Source organism: Hymenobacter qilianensis (assembly GCF_014489555.1).
Classification (GTDB): Bacteria; Bacteroidota; Bacteroidia; order Cytophagales; family Hymenobacteraceae; genus Hymenobacter; species Hymenobacter qilianensis.
In genome coordinates this window covers 4442074-4464476 of the sequence record NZ_CP060784.1, presented here as the reverse complement: position 1 = coordinate 4464476, position 22403 = coordinate 4442074, and the positions used below count along the sequence as shown (strand labels likewise).

16 protein-coding genes are annotated in these 22403 nt (G+C 54.4%); 7 read left to right on the top strand and 9 right to left on the bottom strand.

The window, feature by feature from the left end; all coding sequences use genetic code 11:
• The first annotated feature begins 129 nt into the window (after positions 1-129).
• Positions 130-2994 carry a DUF4961 domain-containing protein gene (locus H9L05_RS20245; RefSeq protein ID WP_187732434.1) on the top strand — a complete coding sequence of 955 codons (2865 nt, stop codon included), beginning with the start codon at positions 130-132 and terminating at the stop codon, positions 2992-2994.
• Between the two features lie 109 nt (positions 2995-3103).
• On the opposite strand, the gene H9L05_RS20240 is transcribed toward H9L05_RS20245, so the two are convergent.
• The 9 genes from H9L05_RS20240 to H9L05_RS20205 form a co-directional block, all read right to left on the bottom strand.
• Positions 3104-3961, bottom strand: a complete 858-nt coding sequence (locus H9L05_RS20240; RefSeq protein ID WP_187732433.1) for an N-acetylglucosamine kinase — start codon at positions 3959-3961, stop codon at positions 3104-3106.
• A 266-nt stretch (positions 3962-4227) separates the two neighbouring features.
• Entirely contained in the window at positions 4228-5334 is a 1107-nt protein-coding gene (locus H9L05_RS20235) for a SusE domain-containing protein (RefSeq protein ID WP_187732432.1), read from the bottom strand.
• Positions 5335-5420: 86 nt separating this feature from the next.
• The gene (locus tag H9L05_RS20230; RefSeq protein WP_317175035.1) at positions 5421-6770 is read right to left on the bottom strand and encodes a RagB/SusD family nutrient uptake outer membrane protein; all 1350 of its coding nucleotides are present in this window, start codon (positions 6768-6770) and stop codon (positions 5421-5423) included.
• 275 nt (positions 6771-7045) lie between these two features.
• Positions 7046-10036 (bottom strand): SusC/RagA family TonB-linked outer membrane protein, encoded by a 2991-nt coding sequence (locus H9L05_RS20225; RefSeq protein WP_187732431.1) that lies wholly within the window; start codon positions 10034-10036, stop codon positions 7046-7048.
• 610 nt (positions 10037-10646) lie between these two features.
• Positions 10647-11201: a DUF4982 domain-containing protein gene (locus H9L05_RS24270; protein WP_223284593.1), complete on the bottom strand. Its 555-nt coding sequence runs from the start codon at positions 11199-11201 to the stop codon at positions 10647-10649.
• Positions 11153-13060, bottom strand: a complete 1908-nt coding sequence (locus H9L05_RS20220) for a glycoside hydrolase family 2 protein (protein ID WP_223284592.1) — start codon at positions 13058-13060, stop codon at positions 11153-11155. The genes H9L05_RS24270 and H9L05_RS20220 overlap by 49 nt, the downstream gene beginning before the upstream one ends.
• Before the next feature lie 5 nt (positions 13061-13065).
• Complete coding sequence (locus tag H9L05_RS20215; RefSeq protein ID WP_187732430.1) at positions 13066-13653, bottom strand: hypothetical protein; 588 nt, start codon at positions 13651-13653, stop codon at positions 13066-13068.
• 65 nt (positions 13654-13718) lie between these two features.
• The gene (locus H9L05_RS20210) at positions 13719-14153 is read right to left on the bottom strand and encodes a hypothetical protein (protein WP_187732429.1); all 435 of its coding nucleotides are present in this window, start codon (positions 14151-14153) and stop codon (positions 13719-13721) included.
• Positions 14141-15664 (bottom strand): cellulase family glycosylhydrolase, encoded by a 1524-nt coding sequence (locus tag H9L05_RS20205; protein WP_187732428.1) that lies wholly within the window; start codon positions 15662-15664, stop codon positions 14141-14143. Before H9L05_RS20205 ends, H9L05_RS20210 begins: the two co-directional genes overlap by 13 nt.
• Before the next feature lie 203 nt (positions 15665-15867).
• Here H9L05_RS20205 and H9L05_RS20200 point away from each other — a divergent pair, with 203 nt between their 5' ends.
• The 6 genes from H9L05_RS20200 (at position 15868) to H9L05_RS20175 (ending at position 22310) form a co-directional block, all read left to right on the top strand.
• Positions 15868-17049: an alpha/beta hydrolase-fold protein gene (locus tag H9L05_RS20200; RefSeq protein WP_187732427.1), complete on the top strand. Its 1182-nt coding sequence runs from the start codon at positions 15868-15870 to the stop codon at positions 17047-17049.
• A gap of 296 nt (positions 17050-17345) precedes the next feature.
• Entirely contained in the window at positions 17346-18800 is a 1455-nt protein-coding gene (locus H9L05_RS20195) for an anthranilate synthase component I family protein (protein ID WP_187732426.1), read from the top strand.
• 144 nt (positions 18801-18944) lie between these two features.
• A complete protein-coding gene (locus H9L05_RS20190; RefSeq protein WP_187732425.1) occupies positions 18945-19517 on the top strand; it encodes an anthranilate synthase component II in 573 nt (190 codons plus the stop codon).
• A 167-nt stretch (positions 19518-19684) separates the two neighbouring features.
• A complete protein-coding gene (gene trpD, locus H9L05_RS20185) occupies positions 19685-20674 on the top strand; it encodes an anthranilate phosphoribosyltransferase (protein WP_187732424.1) in 990 nt (329 codons plus the stop codon).
• Positions 20675-20763: 89 nt separating this feature from the next.
• Positions 20764-21576 carry an indole-3-glycerol phosphate synthase TrpC gene (gene trpC, locus H9L05_RS20180; protein ID WP_187732423.1) on the top strand — a complete coding sequence of 271 codons (813 nt, stop codon included), beginning with the start codon at positions 20764-20766 and terminating at the stop codon, positions 21574-21576.
• Positions 21577-21599: 23 nt separating this feature from the next.
• Entirely contained in the window at positions 21600-22310 is a 711-nt protein-coding gene (locus H9L05_RS20175) for a phosphoribosylanthranilate isomerase (protein WP_187732422.1), read from the top strand.
• Positions 22311-22403: the final 93 nt, after the last annotated feature.

The following is a 22403-nucleotide window of genomic DNA, read 5'->3' as shown; positions in this document are numbered from 1 at the left end:
GGACGCGCTCAGGAGCTAAGCTAAACAGTTCGTTGTGTACCTTTATTCTTCTTGCTTATTAACGCTGAATGAAATGAAGCATTATGCTTTGTTCAGCTCTCCTGACTTCCCACCATCAATCCATTTTTAATGAAAACACTTCGACTTTTATTTAGCCTGCTTGTGCTACTAACGGGGCTTCCCGTAGCGTACGGACAGGTTACAACCCAGCCAGCCGTTTTTCTGGCTTCGGAGCCCGTCACGATCACCTTCAATGCCACGCAGGGCAACGGCGAACTAGCCAATTTCACCGGTGACGTGTATATCTGGACCGGCGTTATTACCAGCGGACCTACTGGCTCTACCTGGACCAACGTCAAAAGCCCCGCCTTCAACCAGCCCGACCCAGCGGCCAAAATGACGCGCTCGGCTACCAATGCCAACATTTATACTATCACCTTCACGCCGAATACTTTTTACCCCATCACGCCCGGCACCACGATTTATCGGCTGGGAATGATTTTCAAGAATGCGGACGGCAGTAAAGTAGGTCGGGGACCCAGTGGCGACATTTTCATCGATGTTGCTCAGGATCGGTTTAATCTGCGCTTTACCGCTCCCACTGGGCCGGGCAGCAATTTCTTCGTGCTGAATACGCCGACCACCGTTACGGGCAGCTCAATTGTGCCCGCCACGCTGGCTTTGTACCTGAATGGCGTGCAGCTGGGCGCCTCAGAGCCAAATGCAACCACCATCACCCGAACGGTGACGCTGACCGCGCCGGGGGCCAATACCATTCGCCTTACCGCTACGGACGCTAATGGTATAGCCGAAACACTGCTGACCGCACAAAGCCGCGAAGCTGTTGCCGTGGCGCAATTGCCGGTGGGGGCCAAAAAAGATGGCGTAACGTACTTGAATGGCGGCTCATCCGCGATATTGAGTCTGACGGCACCCAATAAGCAGTTTGTTTACGCCATTGGTGACTTCAACGATTGGCAGCCCACTACGGCGTCGGCCATGAAGCGGACGCCCGTGAGTGCTACCGACAATGCGCCCGACAACAGCAGCAACGGCCGCTGGTGGATACAGTTGGATAACCTCACGCCCGGCCGCGAATACACGTATCAGTACCTGGTAGATGGTGCCCTGCGTGTTGCTGACCCTTATACCCAGAAAGTACTCGACCCGAACAACGACCAGACGATTCCGGCAGTCACGTATCCGGCGGCTTTGTTGCAGTACCCGACCGGCAAAACCACTGGCATTGTCTCTACTTTTCAGTCAGGGCAGGCAGAGTACCAGTGGCAGGTTACGAACTTCCAGAAGCCGAAGCGTACCGATTTGGTGGTATATGAGCTGCTGGTGCGCGACTTTATTGCCCGCCACGATTACAAAACCCTCACGGATACGCTGAGCTACCTGCAACGCTTGGGCGTAAACGCCATTGAGCTGATGCCCATCAATGAGTTTGAAGGCAACGAAAGCTGGGGATACAACCCATCCTTCTACTTCACTCCCGACAAATACTACGGCACCAAGGATGACCTGAAGCGCTTCGTGGATGAGTGCCACAAGCGCGGTATGGCCGTCATCATCGATATGGTGCTCAATCACTCTTTCGGGCAGTCGCCGATGGTGCAGATGTACTTTGAAAACGGTGCGCCCACTGCCGGGAGCCCGTGGTTCAACCGGGCGGCTACGCACCCTTTCAACGTAGGCTACGACTTCAACCACGAAAGCTCGTTTACCAAATACTTCGTGGAGCGGGTAAATGAGTTCTGGCTACAGGAATACCGCATCGATGGTTACCGCTACGATTTATCGAAGGGCTTTACCCAGCGCAACAACCCCAACGACGTGAGTGCCTGGGGCCGCCGCGACGACTCGCGTATTGCCATCTGGAAGAACATCTACGATCAGATTCGCGCCATTGACCCCAACGTGTACTGCATTCTGGAACACCTGAGCGACAATGATGAGGAGAAGGTATTGGCTGACTACGGCATGATGCTGTGGGGCAATCAGAACGGCAGCTATGCCAACGCCGTGCGTGGCCTGAACAGCGGCTCCGACTTTAGCGGTGGCTACTACGCCAACCGCGGCTGGCAACAGCCCAACCTGATTACCTATATGGAAAGCCACGACGAGGAACGCCTGATGGTGCGGGCCGTGAATGAAGGCAACCAAAGCGGTGCCGCTCCCGGCTACAACGTGCGCGATGTGAATACCGCCCTGAGCCGCATGGGCCAGGCGGCGGCTTTCTTTTTTACCGTTCCCGGCCCCAAGATGGTGTGGCAATTTGGCGAGCTTGGCTACGACGTCGGTATCAACTTCAATGGGCGCGTCGGTAACAAGCCCATCCGGTGGGAATATCAGCAGGATCCGGCCCGTCGCAACTTGTACAACGTGTACCGGAGCCTGATTGAGCTGAAGAAAACGCAGTCGGTGTTTGAAAGCCCGGCAACCTACACGCAAAGCCTGAGCGGAACCACCAAAAGCATTCACGTGGCGAATGCCGACTTAAGTGTGACGGTTATCGGAAATTTTGATGTCGTGTCGCGTACTATTGCGCCCGGCTTTCAGAGCGCCGGCACCTGGTATAACTACCTCTCCGATGCTACTTTAACCGTGAGCGCCGCAGAGTTGAACACACCCATCACGCTGGGACCCGGTGAGTACCGCGTGTATACATCGCAGAAAGTGAACCGGCCGCAGGGCGTGGTATTATCGGCCAAGCGTAAGCAGGATTTAGTGTTGAACCTGACGGCTGCGCCCAATCCGGCCGCGGCCACCGCTACACTTCGCTACGAGCTGAAGACGGCCTCTCCGGTCGCGGTAACTATCACGAACCTGCTCGGGGCCAACGTGCGCACGCTGCCAGCTACCCCACGTCAGGCTGTAGGGGCCCACGAGCTGCCGGTATCGGTGGCGGGGCTGGCCAACGGCGTGTACTTCGTTCGTTTGAGCGCCGGGGGGCAAATTCAAACCACAAGATTGGTAGTTCAACACTAAAAAAGCCCCCAAGAACCAAAAAGAGCGACCCTGCCAGCAGGGTCGCTCTTTTTTATTGGTAGCAAGTCTGGAAAGAAAGGACAGTGCCCCGACCTGCCAGCCGTGCATTCTACTTCTGTTTTTTAGTAAGGATGGTGTGATAATCCACCAGATCATCGATGGGGGAGCGGATGATTTTGCCCACTTCCATATCGTGGCTTTTGGCCACCTGAATCAGCGCGTCGCGGAAGTTGTAGCCTACCGAACCGATGCAGTTGAAGGTGTAATCCTGATAGTTAGGATATTTGGTTACCAGATTGTCGAAGAAAGCCTTGAAGCCGTCGAGCACTATTTCGCGGCAGTAGCTTACGTTGTTGTGGTCGTAGGCATACTTGGCGAAGCTGGCCAGAAAACGGTTGGGCAAAGGCTGATTATAGAGCCGATCGAGGATTTCGTCGCGGGTAAGGCCATAGGTTTCGCGGAAGTTTTCCTGCAAGCCATCGGGCAGAAAGCCACGCAAGTAGTCGCGGAGCAGCCGCTTTCCAATGAAAGAGCCGCTGCCTTCATCACCCAGAAAATACCCGAGCGAGTCGACATTCATCGCTACATTCTTGCCATCATAGATGCAGGAGTTGGTGCCTGTGCCTAGAATGGCCGCAAAGCCAGGCTTTGTGCCTAGCAGCGCCCGGGCGGCCGCCAGCAAATCATGATCAACTACTACTTCCGCCTTCGTGAATACCGCCCGCATAGCGGCGGCTACTATCTCCGCTTTTTTAGCCGATGAAATACCAGCGCCATAGTAATGCACTTCCTCAATTTTGTCCAGCTCCAGCGTGTCGGGCAGGTTTTTCTGCAGGGAGGCTTGAATACCCGCCGTATTAATGAAATCGGGGTTGTAGCCCTCGGTATTGAAGTTGATACGCGTACCCGCGTCGTCAATGAGGCACCAGTTCGTTTTGGTGGAGCCGCCGTCGGCAATAATGATCATAGAAGAAATGGTCTGAAGAACGGATGGGAAGATCAGGAAATGGGTTAGCTACCGTTGCGATGCCCGTAGCAGCAGAAGCGAAGCACGGAAAAGAATCTGGTAGATGAAAGCTTTACGCTTGAATAGCATGCTGGGGGCTTTTTTTAGAGAAAAAGCCCCCAGCATGCTATTCTCTGCTATTGGTATCTATAACAAGGAAACGGGAAAACAAGAAGGCCACCGCATCGCGGTGGCCTTCTGGGAATGATAAGTCAGATGAAACTGGTTTAGTTTTTCTTGAACGTGTAGCTGTAGTTACCAGCTCCTTTGCTCAGATCCAGCGTAATGGTGTAGTTGCCAGCACCGGGCACCGCAATATCATCGGCACCACCCTCTAGCAAGCCATCGCCCTTACCATCAACGAGTTTGTCGCCATAGTTGATGGCCCAGTCACTATTCGCACGAAACTTTATCTTTCCATCAGCCGAAAGGGTAGTAGTTACCGTCCAAACACCAGTGGCAGGATCGTACGTCATAGGCGTATCAGCATCCCACCCTTTGCTAGTAGCTGAACCAATCACAGCCCATGTGGTTTTTTCAGCCGACCAAGTCAATTTATCGGTGTTGGCTTTTATTAAATAATAGCCGGGTGACGGCACCTGTAAGTTGCCCGCGCCGCCGTCGGTAGAAAGGGTGTTATCTGCATCACCTTTTCCGTAGTTCGTACCAGACCAAGCAGCTACGCTTGTCAATTTGAAGTTTAAATCAGTTCCCGTAAAGTTGATGTAGCCTTCATATGTCTTTGTATTTGCTTTGTCTCCCGAAGCAATCAAAGGGGCCTTTTCCGGAGCCCAGCCCTGATAAGCGCCCGGTACCCAAAGTGAAGGGTAAACGATGGCAGCATTGGCGTTGTAAGGCTTGCCAGAAAGGGCAGTAACCGGGGAATACTTAGCTAATGCATTAGCCGTAGGGCTTGCGCCAAGGGCTGCTTTAGCGCGTACTTCCAATTCAATGGGGCTGTACTCTTTTGTCTTGTCATCCTGTACCGCACCCAAATCAATCATCAGGTTATTGATTTCATTTACCGTGAATGTTTTGGTAAGTGCCGCGCCAGTAGAATACGATTTGGGAGAGGCAAACTCATTCCCTTTTTTATCAACTTCTAAAGTGTAGGTAACCACTTCACCTTGGTAGCCAAACGAAACGGGTGTCCAAGAGTAGACCACGTAGGTCTTGTCCTTGTCCTCTAGCGTAAGGGGTACATTGGTGGATACAGTAGTGAGAGTAGTCTCTCGGCCGGGCTTTGCTACTATCTGATTTTCATCCTTTTCGCAGGAAGAGAGCAGTAGTACGGCTGTGCAAAGTCCCAGAATTTGGGTAAGCCAGTTTTTCATCTGTATGGGAATTTTTTTGAGGATTTGAAGAATCAAAACCGAATATCTAGAGTCGCTAGATATTCGGTTTTAACTACGTCGGTCAATTAGTAACCTGGGTTCTGCTTCAATGTAGGATTAGCAGTGAGGTCGGAAGATGGAATAGGGTAGAGGTTCAGCGCTTCAGATACAGGGCGTCCTTGTAATACACCACCTTTCCAGGGCCAGTTATACGTCACGTTGGTACCACCAAAGCGGCCGAAGCGAATCAGGTCGGTACGACGGTGGCACTCCATGTGCAGTTCACGAGCCCGCTCATCCAACAGAAAGTCCAGCGTTAACTGACCAGCAGTGATAGTGGATGCTTTGGCGCGTTGGCGCACGCGGTTAACGTAAGTCAGAGCATCAGCAGCACTTCCAGCACCGCCACGAACTACAGCTTCTGCGTACATCAGATACACGTCGCCAAGGCGGAACATAGGGAAGTCGGTATCGATAAACTCACCGGAGGTGTCATTGCCTTTGCCACCAGTTGAGGTTACGTTGCGATACTTCTGCAAGCCATAGCCATCTGTGAAGGTGAAAATATCGGTGTTCTCCTTCTTGTGGCCATCAGTCACAAAGTTGCGGGCACGGTCGTCATTGGCACCAGTTAGATCCGTGAACTTATCAGCAAGAGTAGACTTGGCGCGGAAGCCCGACCAGCCACCATTAACGCCATAAGCAGCAGGGTCCATCGTGCCATTGTTCACACCAGCGTGAACTAGGAAGGTCATGCCACCATACGTCTTCGTCCGCAATCCATCGAAAGTGATGGGGAAGATGATTTCGGAAGCGCCTGTTATGTTGTTGTTAGCTACAAACAGGTTGTTGTATACTGGTGTGAGCGTATAGCCTGAATCGATTACCTTCTTAGCATAGGTAGCAGCTTCCGTAAACTTTGGCTGACCAGTATACACTTGGGCATTCAGGTAGAGCTTAGCTAATAACGTCTGGGCAGCACCGCGGTCGGCACGGCCATACTCGTTCTGCCGAGCAGCAGCTAATTCAGGCTCGATAGCCAATAGCTCCGACTCAATGTAGCTAAATAGCTCAGCGCGGGTAGTTTGCTTCGGCAGGAATGCGCCTACTGGATCATTCTCGGTCACGAAGGGCACATTGCCATACATATCGAGTGCATGGAAATAGCTCAGAGCACGCAGAAACCGAGCTTCTGCCCGATACTGCTTAACGTTCTCCGCCAGCGCACCCGAAACACCACGTCCACTTAGCTTTTCGTCGGTGGTTTCACGAATGAACTCGTTGCAAACAGTCACCTGATAAAACAGGCGATTGTACATGGTGCGAACAAACGTGTTACTCGGAGTCCAGGTTAAGCGATTGAGCTCAGGCAGGTCACCGTCGTTCCACGCAATGATAGCCTCATCGGTAGGGAGCTCCTGCGTAAACCAATACATACGCAGGTAAGGGGAAGTACCTTCATCGAAACCGCGTAGATCGGGGCACCACTAGGACCCTGCTGACCGCTAACCGCCAAGCCAGAATAAAGCTTCGCCAATACAGCTTCATAGTTGGCTGGATCATTATAAACTATGGCAGAGGTCGGATCAAATTCAGGCTCTCTGTCGAGATCCTTTACGCAAGACGAGAGGCCTAGCGTGGAGGTAGTCACCGCAATGGCTAATAAGCTCCTTATTAGTAAATTTTTCATGTCTGTTGAAGTACGAGGAAATTAGAATCCCAGATTTAGACCAACCGTAAACGTTCGCGGACGGGGGTAGAAGTTACGGTCGATGCCGCTGAAAATCTCCGGATCGAGCCCTCTATAGTCGCTGATAACGAACACGTTCTGAACAGCGAAGGTCAGGCCAAAGTTTAGCTTTTCGTTGAAGAGCTGTCCGCCGTTATAGCCAACAGTGATGTTGTCCATACGCACGAACGAAGCATTCTCTACATAGTAATCTGAGAAGAACTGGTTGTTGGCAAAGTTGGTCTCTAAAGCATTCGTAGAAACGTTGCCGAGGAAGTTATTCGGATCAAACAGGCCACGGTAAGTACCCCGGTCCGCGTATACGTTGTTGTACACGTAGTTATCGAGGTAGCTACGCATCGTGAAGGACAGGTTAAACTTCTGGTACGATACGTTGGAGCTGAGGCCCAGCGTAGTCTTAGGGTTAGATGACTTGTAGCGATACTTGTCTAGTTCCGTTACTTGGCCGTCACCATTTAAGTCGGCATACACTCCTTCGAGGGGATTACCTTCAGGACCATATACCTGCTTATACACATAGAACGAATTGGCAGGGTATCCTACAGAGTTGATCTGAATGCGGTTACCCGTACCACCTGAAATGTCGCCAACCAAATAGCCTGTGAAGTTAGGATCGGTAACGTCGCTTAAGCTGGTGATTTCGTTGTCGTTATAAGCCGCATTGAAGTTGACGCTCCAGTTGAAGTTTTCAGAGCGGACCGGTACAACATTCAGGGCAACTTCGATACCACGGTTTTCCAGCGTACCAATGTTGCGGGCAAACTCATTGATCAGGTTAGAACCTGCTGGAAGTGCTACGACTGCTAACAAGTCCTTGGTTTCGCGCTTGTAGACGTCAATCGAACCGGAGATGCGGTCATCCAGAATTCCGTAGTCAAGACCAGCATTATAGGTGGTGGTCTCTTCCCATTTCAGGTCTTTATTGTATCCTTCTGGGCGTTGGGTACTAATGTAACGAGGGGTACCATCAGCGTTATAACCAAACTGATATTGGGTATTCAAATCGCCTACGGTATAGCGAGCTAGGAAGGGATAGTTGCCGACAGCCGTTTCCAAATCCTGCTGACCTGTGATGCCGTAGCCAGCACGCAGCTTAAGTTGCGTTATCTTATCTACACCTTTTAGGAAGGTTTCATCCTTGATACTCCAGGCCAGACCAACAGCTGGGAAGTAGCCAAACTGCTTTCCTGGAGCAAAGCGAGAAGTACCGTCAGAGCGAAGCGTAGCCGTAGCTGTGTAGCGGTCCTTCAGGTTATAAACAGCGCGTCCAAAGAAGGAAACCAGCGTGTTCTGCGTCTTAAAAGGGAAAGGGAAGGCAGCTGGTGAAAACACAGTGCGGTCTTCACGAAGGTCGTCGAAGCGCGGCTCCTCCCGGATGAAATCCTGGTAAGAATAGCCCCCCGTGAGGTCGAGGCGGCTCCCACCAATTGACTTCACATAGTTCAGGTAGAAGTCGAGAAGCTTGTTGTAACGATCCTGGGCGTACTGGTTGTTTTCACCACCACGAGTAAACGAACGTGCTGCAATAGCCGGTACGAAGCGGGTGCCAACGCTGGAAGAGCGGTCAGTGCCGAGGTTTAATACGGCGCGCAGATCGGTGAGGAAAGGCAGGCGATAATCGAACTGCACGTTGCCGATGAAGCGGTCAACCGTGGCTTCATCGCGACGCAATTCTAATAAGCCTAGTGGGTTGCGGGTAGCCAATGCTAGTGGGTTACCATTCGCTTGAGTCCACTCGTAGTAGCCACCAAAGTTGTCACCAGTAACGGGCTTGGTCGGATCGAAGTTGATAGCGGCACCAATTGCCCCTTCGTCAGCGAAAAAGCTGTTAGCCCGGCTACCTTTTGCATTCAAAGTCAAACGCAGATTGTCCTTCAGCAGCACGGGCGTCAGGCTGATAGAGCCTGTGAAACGCTCCAAATTGCTCGTTCTCAGAATACCATCCTGGTTGAGATAACCAGCTGACACCCGGAACGGCAATTTGCCGAGCGCACCGGTCAAGCTGATGTTGTTGTCGGTCGTAGAAGCGGTTTGGAAAATAACATCCTGCCAGTTGGTGCTTGCTGCACCTACTTGCGCTTTTTGCGCCTCATTACCACGCTGATCAACTACGGCCCGAAATTGGTCGGCTGAGAGAACGTCTACTTCGTTGTACTTCTTGGCTATTGAGAACTGGCTGCTGAAAGCAACGGCCAATTTCTCACCTTGCAAGCCTTTCTTGGTGGTGATGATAATAACCCCGTTGGAAGCGCGCGAGCCGTAAATGGCTGTGGCCGATGCATCTTTCAAAACGGTGTAAGTTTCAATATCATTGGGGTTAATGGTGCTTAAGGGGCTAGCTGCTCCACTGATGCTATTGCCATCAATAGGAACACCATCAATAATGATCAGCGGCTCGTTGGTAGCATTCAGCGAAGCACCACCACGAATACGAATGCTGGTAGCCGAGCCAGGAGCACCGCCACCCGATGTGATTTGCACACCAGCTACTTTGCCGTTAATCAGCTGCTCGGGGTTGGTGATTTGTCCCTGCACGAAGTCTTTGGAGTCAACGGTAGCTACGGAGCCTGTCACGTCTTGCCGGCGCTGCGTACCGTAGCCAACCACTACTGCCTCATTGAGCAGGGTAGTATTTTCACCTAGGGTTGCGTTTACTTCCGTATTCTGACCTGCTGTGACGGCAACCGGCAGACGCTTTGTTGTATATCCAATAAAGGATACGACCAAGGTCTGCTGGCCCGCCGGCACGTTTTGGATAGAGAAAGTGCCGTCGGCATTTGTGGAGTTACCAAGTGAAGTACCCTCAATCAGTACTGTCACGCCGGGTAATCCTTGGCTCTGCTCGTCCAGTACCCGACCACTCACGGAGCCGGTCTGGGCGAACGCGCCGGTAAACCCGGCACAGATGAACAAAAGGAGAAACAGTAGTTTCGCCAGGTAAGGGTGTTTCATTGAAAAAATGTTTGAGGTGGGAATAAAAGAACCGGCTAAGCCGGGCAAGCAAAAAGGTGGGTGGAGAAATGAAGAATCACTACGGCCGGCGGACCATAAAATTCAGACTTGGCTATTTCTGCCCACATTCTAAAATGGTGAAAAAACTGCGCAAGTTAAAGGTTTGACGTTAAAAAATGCAATTAATTTAAGCTGTCATTTATTTAAAACTGCCTGATTTATTTGTGTCAAATTCAACATTACCAACTGCAATTTTCGGAATTGCGGAAGTGTCTAAAATACCTTTCTGTATTTGTTGAGCCTGATAAATCAGCCCCGTCGTACTTATCAACCACTCATTCAATCGCCGTGCACATAACTGAGCGCCCTACTACTGAGTAAATTTATAATGTCAAGAAAAACACAATCGATAATTAAATTTCATTAGCTTTTGGTAATCGCGTATTCTGTGATAATTGAATATTCAATTCCACGTGTTTTTTAAAGCCGATTAATTGCTTGACTTAAAGTGATATGCATTCTGCTTATTTCACACAAACGATTGCTAAAACAGGGGCTCTGAATTGCAGTGCCATGCAGTATTTTGTTTTCGTAACAGCAGCAACAATTATTATTCGCTCCCGACGGTGAGAGTGGCAGAAGCCAAGCCATCCGCAGTGGCGGAAAGTTGAGCTGAACCTTGCCTGGGGGGCATTTTTAGCAGAATAGTGGCTATACCGGCTTCAGCCTTTACCGGGTTATTGCCGATCAACTCGCCGCCTTTAGCGTTAAAGCGCACCGAATTAATGGCATCGGGTACTACGGTGCCATTTTCGTCAACTACAGATGCATAAAGAAACACGGCGTCGTTCTGGCCGCCTACTAGGTCTTTGCCATTGCGGGCGTAGGAGAGCTTGATGCTTTGGGCGGCTCTTGGCGTGCGCCGCTCCATTTGGGCCGCTTTCTTACTTTGATAGTAGCCCACGGCCCGCAAGGTGCCCAGCGTGTAGTTCGGCAGCGTGAAGGTGAAGGGCGGGTGAGGCAACTGGTCGGAAAAGTTGTTTTTGTCGGGGCGTTGGCGGGCTACTACTTTGCCGTTGAGCGAGAGCTCTACTTCATCGCAATTACTGTACACCACTACCTGCTTACTGGAGGTTGGCTGCCAGTAGTTGGCAATGAAAACCATGGGCTTACCGAAGCCGTGGGGGCATTTATGGGGCCATACTGGCTTTGATAGAAGTAGTAGGCAAACTTCGGCAGCCTGAAAATGTCGGCTATGCCAGACGACTCGATATCGGGGGCGTAGCCGCGCTTGTAGTCAAACATCAGCCAGTTGGCGTCGCCGACGGCGGGGCTGCGGTAGTTGTCGTTGTGGGCTTCCTGAAAGTTGAGGGCCTGCTGGGCCAGAGCCCGCTCGCCCTGCCCGCGCAGCTGGCGCGACGTGCGCTCCGATTCTTTCAGGCCCGCATAGGCGGTTTGGTTGAAGCCGGCATTGTGCGCATAGTATTCCCAATCGCCGTATTCGCACAGAAACAGGGGCTTTTTGCCGGCGTACTTATTCCAGTAATCGGGGGCTTTGCGGTGCTGGCGGGCCGGAATGAACACGTCGTAGGCGTAGTCCATCCAGCCGCAAGTGTATACGCCTTCCTTCCAGGGCAGCTCCTCGTGCACGGCCGCGTGGGTTTGCTCCATGTAGGGCTTGCTCATGTCGGTCTCATTCAACGACGACTCCCAGAGCACGATGCTGGGGTGGTTGCGGTCGCGGCGCACCATGTCGCGCACATCTTGCAGGCTGTTTTTTTGGAAATCGGCGTCGCCAAAGAACTGCCAGCCGGGAATAGAGTTCATGACCAAGATTCCCAACTCATCACAGGCCTCCAGAAAGGCCGGGGAAGGCGGGTAGTGGGAGCAGCGCACGAAGTTGAATCCAGCCTCCCGAATCTGCCAGGCGTCGCGGTACTGGGCATTGTCCGACAGCGCGTAACCCAGATAAGGATACTCCTGATGACGGTTGGTGCCGCGCAAGCGTAGCTTTTGGCCGTTTAGGTAAAAGCCATCCGTAGCAAAGCGAATGGTGCGCACGCCGGTTTTTACTTCCTGACGATCAATAACTTTGCCCTCGCGCAGCACTTCTACTACCAAGCGATACAGATACGGCGTTTCTGGGGACCACAATTGCGGCTTAGGGATAGTGAGCTGCTGGCTTACCTTGCCGAAAGCGCCGGCAGCAATATTGACTTCTTTGTTCTCGATCTTGCCTATCTCGGTGCCTTTGGCGTCGAGCAGGGTAGCGCGCACTTGCACTGGTTGAGCCTGAGCGGCATCGTTCTGCACATCCGTTTGCACCTGTAGCGTCGCCGATTGGGGGCTCACGTTTTCATAATGCAGCAAAATGCCTCCACCTGCCGGTCGGCCCGCTTGCACAGGGTCAGTGATGTATACTTTGTCTTGAACTAACAACTGCACCTCACGATAGAGGCCGCTGTAGAAGTTGAAGTCCAGGTCTTTGAGGGGCTTGCCGGGCGGTACGTCGGGGTTGTCTTGGTTATTCAGCTTCACTACCAGACAGTTCTCCTGTCCGAACTTCAGCTGATGCGAAATATCCACAGTGAAGGGCAAATAGCCCCCCAGATGCCGCTGGAGTCGCTTGCCATTCAGATACACATCGGCCGTGTGCATAGCCGCCCCAAAATGCAAGGCCACACGCTTACCCGAATCGGTGGCGGCCACCTGAAAAAACTTGCGGTAGAAACAGGTGCCCTGCCACTGCTTTTTATCAGTTACAACGGGCTCGATTTGGGCCGTATGCGGCAACGATACAACCTTCCACTGGGCAGCGCTGTCGGCTGTTTTAACAAAAAACGAAGGAGTGACAACCGTATCTATGTCTTTTGCAAACTGCCATTCCTGATTGAAGTCAATGGCTGGGGCTGGGGTCAGGTCCTTCGGCTTATCGGGGCTGGTGCACTGACTAAGGGCTGCTACCAGCAATAAGCCGCCGCTGATGCGTGAAAGAACAGGTAAAAGCGTCGGGATAGAAAACATGCGTTTTATCGTAAAGAGACTGATTCAATATCCACGTGCAACTGACCATTAGCGGGAGCAGCAGCGTCGAGCACTAATTGCAGCACTTCAGCGTCAGTGAGTTGCAGGGCTGGTTGGCTGGAGGACTGATGCGTAAGCGGCAGGAAACCAGGGTAGGGCCGAGGCAGCAGCAGGAGCGCATCGGAGCGGAATGCGGCGAGCGGGATACGCACCTCTTGCACCTCCGCGCCCAGCTGCACGGTAGCCGAATAGGCCGCCGCGTCTTTTGTTTGCAGCACTACCTTCACGGCGGTGGCGGGCTGGTTTGCGCGACCCTTCACCACCACCTCTTTGAAGCTGGCTAAATCAGCAGCGCGACCCGCCAGCTTGTGGCCGAAGTAAGCCCGCAAAGCCGCCGAAGGGCCAGCCGTTGCGGCCGGTTTCGGTTGGCCCAACTGAGGTTGGCCCACCACCATGCGCAAAGCCAGCTCGCCGGCCGGCGTCGTGACGTAATCGGTCCAGGCCGTGCTGCTAATGCCGCGCGCTTCTACCTGGTCCTTGTCCTGGGCGGCACTGAACAGGGGCAAAGGCGTGCCGGCGGCCACAATGGGCACGGCGTAATGCTCGGGGTGGTGATAATCCCAGTCGCGGGGCTGACCGGGAAAACCGCCGGGAAATGTCAGCGCTTGCTGGGGGCTTTTTTCAGCACAATCCAGTAGCGCAGCAAGCCCGGATACGCCAATTCGGCCGGCACGGTAGCTTCCACCGTCGCGTAGCTGGTGGTGGTCATGGGCAACACCTGGGTGCGGCCGTAGTAATGCTGCGCTACGAGGAAGATACTGTCCTGCGGCTCGGCCCCGGTGAGGCGGGCGGTAATGCGCACCGGCTGCCCCGCCGATACTTGCGCCATTGGCACGTGCAGCACCTGGGGGGCAATTTTGGTGGGAGCAGGGGCCGCGAACTCGCCTAGCTTAGTCTGATGGAAAGTCGATTGGGCCGTGTATCGATTGGTCGATTTGCCCCCCGCCGCCAGCAGATACACGCCCGGCCGCACGGTGGTGCGGCCATTGGTGGCCTGGGTTTGCATGGTGTTGCCTACGTTCAGGCCGCGCAAAGAGAAATTGCCCCCAGCTCGGCCAGCGTGATTTGCAGGGGCTGGTCGTTCCACAAAATCTGCGTGACGGGCTTGCTCAGCGAAGCTTTTTCGAATGGGTCGCGGATGGGCACGGCATCGGGCATCACCTCCAGGCGCCACACCCCGGCGGCCAGCCGGTCGAGGAAGTAGGCGCCGGTGCCGCCATATTTTACAATTGGCGAAGAGCCCACGCCGGCTACATGGCGCAAACCGGCGGCCTTTTTCGGTTGGGTGGTCGTGGAAGAAGTGTAGTAAAACTCTTCCGGTGTGTTCATCTCGCTCAATTGCTCGCGGTAGCTTACCCGAAACGCATCGAACACTGAATCCTGGGGGTAGCTGGGAAACGATTGGCCCCGGCCCACGCGGTGGAATACTTTGGACGCGATGAGCAGGCTCAAAGCCTTGGCCGGCGTGTAGGCCAAGTTGAGGTAGTGCGTCTGGTACTCCGTGTTAGCAAAAGCAATGGCCATCGGGTCGTAGGCAAACTGCGTGGCCCACTGAAAACCTGCCTCCCGGAAGCTGCGCGCCATAAAGGGGTACATCACCGGCTGAATAATGTCGGCCGACTCGAACTCATACACCATTTTGGCCTTGGTAGTGAAGCGCTTATCCTGGCGAAACGGAATCGGGTACTGGTCCACGTAAGGCAGGAAGTTGCCGCGCAACGCGTGCCCGCTCACCAGCCCCTGGGGATACCACTGAAAAGTGACGCCGTCCACGTTAGCATCCAGAATGGCATCGTACACGGCGGGGCTTTCAGCAATGTTGTAGAATACCGGCTTGCGGCAGCCCGTGGCCCGGATAGCCTGGGCCATGCGGTTGGCAAAAGCCGTAACCGGTGCCTCGGGCTTGCTGTACTTGGGCTCATTGCAAACTTCGTAAGCAATGATGTCCGGGTCTTCGCGGTTGAGCTGCTGCGTGTACGGGTTGCGGTGGTTCAGAAACTGCGTCAGATACCGTTCCTGCGCCAGAATAGCTCGCGGGTTGGTATAAGCCTGCGCTTTGGAATAAATGCTGGAAAAACCAGTGCCGGTGTCGGGCTCCGGGTAGCCGTTGTTCCAGTAGGCAATGGGCGTCAAAATGATTTTGATGCCGCGCTGCTTGAGCTCAGCCACCAGAAAATCGAGCAGCTTCAGGTGCTCATTTTCTTGCAGATTGCCCAGCGTATCCGTGATTTCCACGTCCCACACGTGCACCCGGAATGCATCGAGGCCGAGCCGGGAAAGGTGATACACATCCTGCCGGATAGCCTGCTCGTGCGCGGCGCCTACGCGCTGATGGGCACGGTAGGCGTGGGCAAAGGGCGTAGTGTAATTCACCCCGAATAAAGCCACTTCTTTCTTCGTCTTTTGCCACCGCAACACACCCTGTTTATCAACAAATACATCCCCATCTGGCCGACGCGCTTCTTGCTGAGCCACCGCTGAGGCCGGCAGCAAGCCATTGCAGAGGAGTAAAAGAAATACAGCGCTGAGTAAGCGTATGAGCATAAAACCAGGAAAACGGACTATTAATAAAGCGTCTTGAAACGCCTGATGCTATAAATTTGCGCAAACGATTGCGTTGCGAAGATACAGCATTATTCTTTCTCTGGTTGGTATAAAAACGAGGTTGTGATTCGCTGCCTATCTTCGCCAGCTGATGAAGCCTTACCTTAGAAACCCGCTTGTGCTTCAGTAAGCACCCTATTTGCATGCGTATTCTTCTCATAATAACCTGCTTACTCTGGTGCGCCAGCGTCACAGTAGCCCAGACCATTTTGCGCGTTGAGCGTGTCCCGACCAACACGCCCGCTGATGCCGTGCTGTACGTCGCGGGTTCTTTCAACAACTGGAACCCAAAAAATGCCCCCCACGCCCTCACCAAAAACTCGGATGGCAGCTACCAACTGGTTTTGCCCCCCAGCCTCGATAATTTCGAATACAAATTCACGCGCGGCTCCTGGGAAACAGTAGAAACGGATGCCGCCAACAAGGCCATCGATAACCGCCGCTATTCGGCCGCTACGGGCAAAACGGTAACGCACGAAATCAAGAATTGGCAGGATCTGGCGGGCGGCGCACCCGTGAAGCAGCACACGCTTACACCCAACGTGACCGTTCTGGCCGATTCTTTTGCCATTCCCCAGCTCAACCGCAAGCGGCGCGTGTGGGTGTATCTACCCAACGACTACGCCACCAGCCGCCGGCGCTACCCCGTACTGTACCTGCACGATGGCCAAAATGTATTCGACGAATTCACTGGCTTCAGCGGGGAGTGGGGCGTAGATGAAACTCTGCGCCAGCTCCAGCTCGCGGGTCAGGATACGGGCTGCATTGTGGTGGCCGTAGACCACGGAGGCGACACGCGCCTCGATGAGCTCTCGCCCTGGCGCAATGCCAAGTACGGCGGCGGACAAGGCGATGCTTACCTGAATTTCATGGTGCAAACCCTTAAGCCCTACATTGATGCGAAATATCGCACCTTAAAGAACCGACAACATACGGGCATAGCCGGCTCCTCCATGGGCGGGCTTATTTCTTTGTACGCGGGCCTGAAATATCCGCGCGTGTTCAGCAAAATCGGGGTGTTTTCGCCGGCGCTGTGGTTCGCGCAAGACTCCATTTTAGCCTACGTGAGTCGCGCTAAAGTGCGGCAACCCATGCAGTTTTACTTGGTAGCCGGCGAGCAGGAAAGTGAAACAATGGTGCCGCTGATGGCTGCTATGCGGGATTCTTTGCGGAAGGCTGGGGTGAAGCCCACGGCCATCAGCTACCGGGCCGTAGCCGATGGCAAGCACGCCGAATGGTTTTGGCGGCGCGAGTTTCCGGCAGCTTATCAATGGCTCTATAAAACGAAGGCGCTGGGGGGCAAAAATTCGCGTGCAAGCCAATGACATTGAGCAAGCTGCGACATTGCCGATTTAAAAATTACTTGCGCAGTGTAAGTTCGCCCGTATATTTGCGGCACAAACGCCTTTACTCAGTGGCAATGAATTTCTCAATGACTTCGCAAGCATGGTGGTGGCCTCTCCGAAAATCCGGACGGGAAAACCTGTGCGTGCGGTAAGGTCATTCAATAACAAAACCTCGCATCGAACATAAAGGAAAGCCCGGCCACCCGCCGGGCTTTTTTGTTTTCCGGTGGTTTGAAAAAGGCCTAGCTCACCACTAAAAAAGCCCCCCACATTTCATGAATAACTCGCCGCAACCTTCTTACTCGCTCAAAACCCGCCACGTACGCCTGCTGGCCGATACCGTGACGCCGGTAGGCCTCTACCTGCGCCTGCGCGATCAGTACGCCAACTGCCTGCTACTGGAAAGCTCCGACTACCACGGTCAGCAAAACGCGTTCAGCTACCTGGCCTGCGACCCGCTGGCCCGCTTTGAGCTAAGCCGGAGCGAGTTGCGCCAAACCTTTCCTGATGGCACCGCTACCACCGAAATGCTGGCAGGGCCCCGTTTGGCGTTGGACCACCTGCGCGAATTTGCCGGCCGCTTCCAAACTGAGAAAAGCGAGTTCGACTTTATTACTGGGGGACTTTTTGGCTACATGGGCTACGAGGCCGTGCAGTATTTCGAAGACCTGACGCTGAACCCCGCCAAAGAATCGGCCGGGCAGATTCCTGATATCATTTACGGCACTTATCGCTACGTCATTGCCATCAACCACTTCCGCAATGAGCTGTATGTGTTTGAGCACTCGCCCGCCGATGAGCCCACCGACCACGACGGCCTGACGCGACTGGTGAATCTGGTGCGCAATCCGAGCTTACCGGAGTTCGGATTTGCGCCAGTAGGCGAGGAGACGACCAACCTCACCGACGAAGAATTTCTGGAAAAGCTGGCCGCTGGTCAAAACCACTGCCGCAAAGGCGACGTGTTTCAGATCGTGTTGTCGCGGCGCTTTTCGCAAGGTTTTGTGGGTGATGAGTTCAACGTGTACCGTGCCCTGCGTTCCGTGAATCCGTCGCCGTACCTGTTCTACTTCGACTACGGCAACTTCAAAATCTTCGGCTCCTCCCCCGAAACCCAGTTGCTGATCAAAGGCCGCGCCGCCAGCCTGTTCCCGATTGCCGGCACTTTCCGCCGCACCGGCCACGATGCCGAAGATGCCGCCCTCGCCCAAAAGCTAGCCGACGACCCCAAGGAAAACGCCGAGCATGTAATGCTCGTGGACCTGGCCCGCAACGACCTCGCCCGCCACGGCGACGAAGTAAAAGTCAAGGTCTTTCGCGAAATTCAGTACTACTCTCACGTCATTCATCTAGTCAGCGAGGTAACTGCCACCTTGGCCTCTGACGCGTCGCCCCTGCAAGTGGTAGCCGATACTTTCCCGGCCGGCACCCTCTCCGGCGCCCCCAAGCACAGCGCTATGCAACTGATAGACAAGCTCGAACCCACCGGCCGCGGCTACTACGGCGGCGCCCTGGGCTACTTAGGCTTCAACGGAGACTTCAACCACGCTATTATGATTCGCTCCTTCCTCAGCACCGGCAATCAGCTCCACTACCAAGCCGGCGCCGGCGTAGTAGCCGCCTCCGACATCAACTCCGAACTAAACGAAGTGCATCACAAGCTGGCCGCCCTGCGCAAAGCCCTGAAAATGGCCGAAGCAATAGGAGAGAAGCTAACCGCCACGGTATAGAACGACAAGCTCCCCTCCTCAGATGAGGAGGGGACGCCGCGCCAACGGCGCGGCTGGGGTGGTTAACCTCGTTGCTGATGTTGTTTTACTCAGAAAAAAGCCCTCCAAAGCCAAGACAACTATTAAATATTAGCTCTTATCCTCATGAGCATTCTCGTTCTCGATAACTACGACTCCTTCACCTACAACCTCGTGCAGCTCTTGCGTGAGCTAGGCTACGGCGCCCAAACCACCGTTGTGCGCAACGATAAAATCACGCTGGAAGAAGTAGACCAATACGACGCCATCATGCTTTCGCCCGGCCCCGGCGTGCCCGCCGATGCTGGCCTGATGCCCGCCATTATCCAGCGCTACGCGCCTACCAAACGGATGCTGGGCGTGTGCCTCGGCCACCAAGGCATTGCCGAAGCTTTTGGGGGGCAATTATATAATCTGCCCGCCGTGCTCCACGGCATCGCCACCGACGCCGACATCATCACGGGCGAGGATAGGTTATTCAAAAATTTGCCCCCCAGGTTCAAAGTTGGCCGCTACCACTCATGGGTCGTAACACCGGAGTCGATGCCGGCCGAGCTGGAAATAACTGCCCGCGACGCTAACGGCCAGGTATTGGCCCTACGCCACCGCCAGTATGACGTGCGCGGCGTGCAGTTTCATCCCGAGTCCATCCTGACCGAGCACGGTCACGAGATGCTGAAGAACTGGTTGAGCGAATAAAAAGAAGTGGTTACTGCAGCACGTCATGCATAGCGCAGCGAAGCATCTCGCTCGCGGTAGTGAGATTAGTAATCCGGTTAAACACGCGAGATGCTTCGCTGCCGCTTCATGCGCGGAATGCTCTGCATGACGTTCTTAATTATAGTAAACCAGCATAACCCTCGATTTTGAAACAGATCCTCACCACCCTTTTTGACCAGCAGACCCTCACCCGCGAGGAAGCCCGTGAGGCGATGTTTCGCCTGGGCCAAGGAGGCGTAAATGCGTCCGAAACGGCGGCTTTCATGACCGTGTACCGGATGCGGCCCATCACGGTGCCAGAGTTGAGCGGCTTCCGCGACGCGCTGCTCGATCTTTGCCGTAATCCGGAGCTGGGAACCCACGAGGTACTCGATATTGTGGGCACCGGCGGCGACGGCAAAGACACCCTGAATATCTCCACACTGGCCTGCTTTGTGGCGGCCGGGGCTGGGCACAAAGTTGCCAAGCACGGCAACTTCGGCGTGTCGTCGGTGTGCGGATCTTCCAATATTCTGGCTCACTTCGGCTACGATTTCGAGGCCCCATCCGACACATTGCGCCGGCAGCTGGATGAGGCGAATATCTGCTTTCTGCACGCGGCGGCTTTTCACCCGGCCATGCGCCACGCCGGACCCGTGCGCCGGGAGTTGGGTGTGCGTACCTTCTTTAATATTCTTGGTCCGCTTGTTAATCCGGCCCGGCCGGCCGCGCAACTGGCGGGCGTGTTCAGCCTGGAATTGCTGCGTTTGTACAACTACTTATTTCAGCAAACCAGCACCCGCTATGCCGTAGTGCACGCCCTCGATGGCTACGATGAGCTCTCGCTTACGGGCACCGCCAAAGTAGTGTCGGCGCGGGGCGAGCAGGTGGTAACCGCCGCTACGCTCGGCTTGCCCACCTACACCGCCACCGACCTGGCTGGGGGGCAAACGGTAGCCGAATCGGCAGCTCTTTTTCTAAAGGTGCTTGATAACGAAGGCACTCCAGCCCAGCGCGACGTAGTAACTGCCAATGCTGCCCTCGCTATTCAATGTGCCGACCCAACCCTGTCTCTGCCCGACGCGTTGGCAGTAGCCCGCGAGTCGTTGGCCAGCGGTGCTGCGCGGGGGGCATTTCGGCAGTTGTTGAACGTGTAGAGACGTAATAGTTGGAGTCTCTACACCTCATCCTGATTATTCATTTCTCTCACAGCCGACCAACTCCCACGGCTTCTTGTTCTTAGCTCATGGCTACTATTCTTGATCAGATTATTCAACACAAGCGTGGCGAGGTGGCCGAGCGCCAAAGTCTGGTGCCGGTGAAGCTGCTGGAGCGCAGCTTGTACTTCAACACCCAGCCACTATCGTTGCGCCATTATCTGCTGCGCGAGGACTTAAGCGGTATTATCGCCGAATTCAAGCGCAAATCGCCATCCAAAGGCTGGATAAATCCCCACGCGCCCGTGGAGCGCACCACTATCGGTTACATGCAAGCCGGCGCATCGGCTCTTTCCATACTCACGGATAGGGAGTTTTTTGGGGGGCAAAATGAGGATCTGATTACGGCCCGCCGCTTCAATTTCTGCCCCATTCTGCGCAAAGACTTTGTGATAGACGAGTACCAGATTCTGGAGGCCAAAAGCATCGGGGCCGATGCCGTGCTGCTCATCGCGGCCGTGCTCACACCCGTCGAAATAGCTACGCTTGGCCGTTTTGCCCGCAGTCTGGGCATGGAAGTACTGCTAGAGGTGCATAACGCCGAAGAGCTGGACCGCAGCCTCGACGCGGAAGCCGTGAACCTGGTAGGCGTGAACAACCGCAACCTCCACGACTTCAGCATGAGTCTGGAAACCTCCGCCGAGCTGGCCGAGCGCATCCCCAACAGCTTCGTTAAAGTGTCGGAGAGCGGACTGAGCACGGCGGCCGCCATCCGGCAGGTGCGCGGCTACGGCTACCGGGGCTTCTTGCTGGGCGAGGCGTTCATGCGTCACAGCCGCCCCGAAAAAGCTTGCGCGGCGCTGGTGCAGGAGCTGCAAGCTGCCGCACCGATTACGGCATAACGTTCAGCGTAAACTCCCAAACTATGAACCCAACTCTCCATATAAAAGTGTGCGGAATGCGCGAACCAGCCAGCCTGGCTGCCGTGGCCACGCTGCAACCGGATTTTCTGGGCTTCATCTTCTATCCCAAATCCAGCCGCTACGTGGGGGAGGAGCTAAGCGCTGACAACCTAAATAATTTGCCCCCCAGCATCAAGAAAGTAGGCGTTTTCGTCAACGAAACGACCGAAATTATTCGGCAGCGCGTGCAGGAGTTTAAGCTGGATATGGTTCAGCTGCACGGCGACGAAACGGCCGCTCAATGTCAAGAGCTACGCGCACCGGGCTTGCTGGTAATGAAGGCCTTTGCGCTGGGGGGCAAATTTGACTTCGACGCGCTGTTGCCCTACGTCCCGCACTGCGACTATTTCCTCTTTGATACCAAAGGCGAGCAGCCCGGCGGCAACGGCCTCACCTTCGACTGGGACCTGCTGCGCGACTACGCTTTACCCGTTCCTTACTTCCTCGCCGGCGGCCTCGATCTGGCGCACGCCGAAACGCTCCGGAACCTCCAGCTCCCTGGCTTGTTTGCCGTAGACTTAAACAGTCGGTTCGAGATTTCGCCCGGCGAAAAAGACCCGACTCGATTGCAACAGATGTTTCAGCAGCTTCGGGGCGTGACGCCTACACCTTATATAGAAGGCGGTCATGCAGAGTGCAGCGAAGCGTCTCGCGTGCAGTCGTTGCCAAACTAACCAGACGTCAGCATGCGAGATGCTTCGTCTCTGCTTAATGCGCAGAATGCTCTGCATGACGTTCAAATAATCTTCTGACTCCAAAACCAGCAT

Excerpts from the sequence above, each read along its gene's own strand:
- H9L05_RS20245 (WP_187732434.1), top strand. The coding sequence starts at position 130 with ATGAAAACACTTCGACTTTTATTTAGCCTGCTTGTGCTACTAACGGGG.
- H9L05_RS20225 (WP_187732431.1), bottom strand. The coding sequence starts at position 10,036 with ATGAAACACCCTTACCTGGCGAAACTACTGTTTCTCCTTTTGTTCATC.
- trpC (WP_187732423.1), top strand. The coding sequence starts at position 20,764 with ATGGCTACTATTCTTGATCAGATTATTCAACACAAGCGTGGCGAGGTG.
- H9L05_RS24270 (WP_223284593.1), bottom strand. The coding sequence starts at position 11,201 with ATGGTTTTCATTGCCAACTACTGGCAGCCAACCTCCAGTAAGCAGGTA.
- H9L05_RS20190 (WP_187732425.1), top strand. The coding sequence starts at position 18,945 with ATGAGCATTCTCGTTCTCGATAACTACGACTCCTTCACCTACAACCTC.
- H9L05_RS20235 (WP_187732432.1), bottom strand. The coding sequence starts at position 5,334 with ATGAAAAACTGGCTTACCCAAATTCTGGGACTTTGCACAGCCGTACTA.
- H9L05_RS20205 (WP_187732428.1), bottom strand. The coding sequence starts at position 15,664 with ATGCTCATACGCTTACTCAGCGCTGTATTTCTTTTACTCCTCTGCAAT.
- H9L05_RS20195 (WP_187732426.1), top strand. The coding sequence starts at position 17,346 with ATGAATAACTCGCCGCAACCTTCTTACTCGCTCAAAACCCGCCACGTA.
- H9L05_RS20220 (WP_223284592.1), bottom strand. The coding sequence starts at position 13,060 with ATGTTTTCTATCCCGACGCTTTTACCTGTTCTTTCACGCATCAGCGGC.
- H9L05_RS20200 (WP_187732427.1), top strand. The coding sequence starts at position 15,868 with ATGCGTATTCTTCTCATAATAACCTGCTTACTCTGGTGCGCCAGCGTC.
- H9L05_RS20230 (WP_317175035.1), bottom strand. The coding sequence starts at position 6,770 with ATGTATTGGTTTACGCAGGAGCTCCCTACCGATGAGGCTATCATTGCG.
- H9L05_RS20175 (WP_187732422.1), top strand. The coding sequence starts at position 21,600 with ATGAACCCAACTCTCCATATAAAAGTGTGCGGAATGCGCGAACCAGCC.
- H9L05_RS20240 (WP_187732433.1), bottom strand. The coding sequence starts at position 3,961 with ATGATCATTATTGCCGACGGCGGCTCCACCAAAACGAACTGGTGCCTC.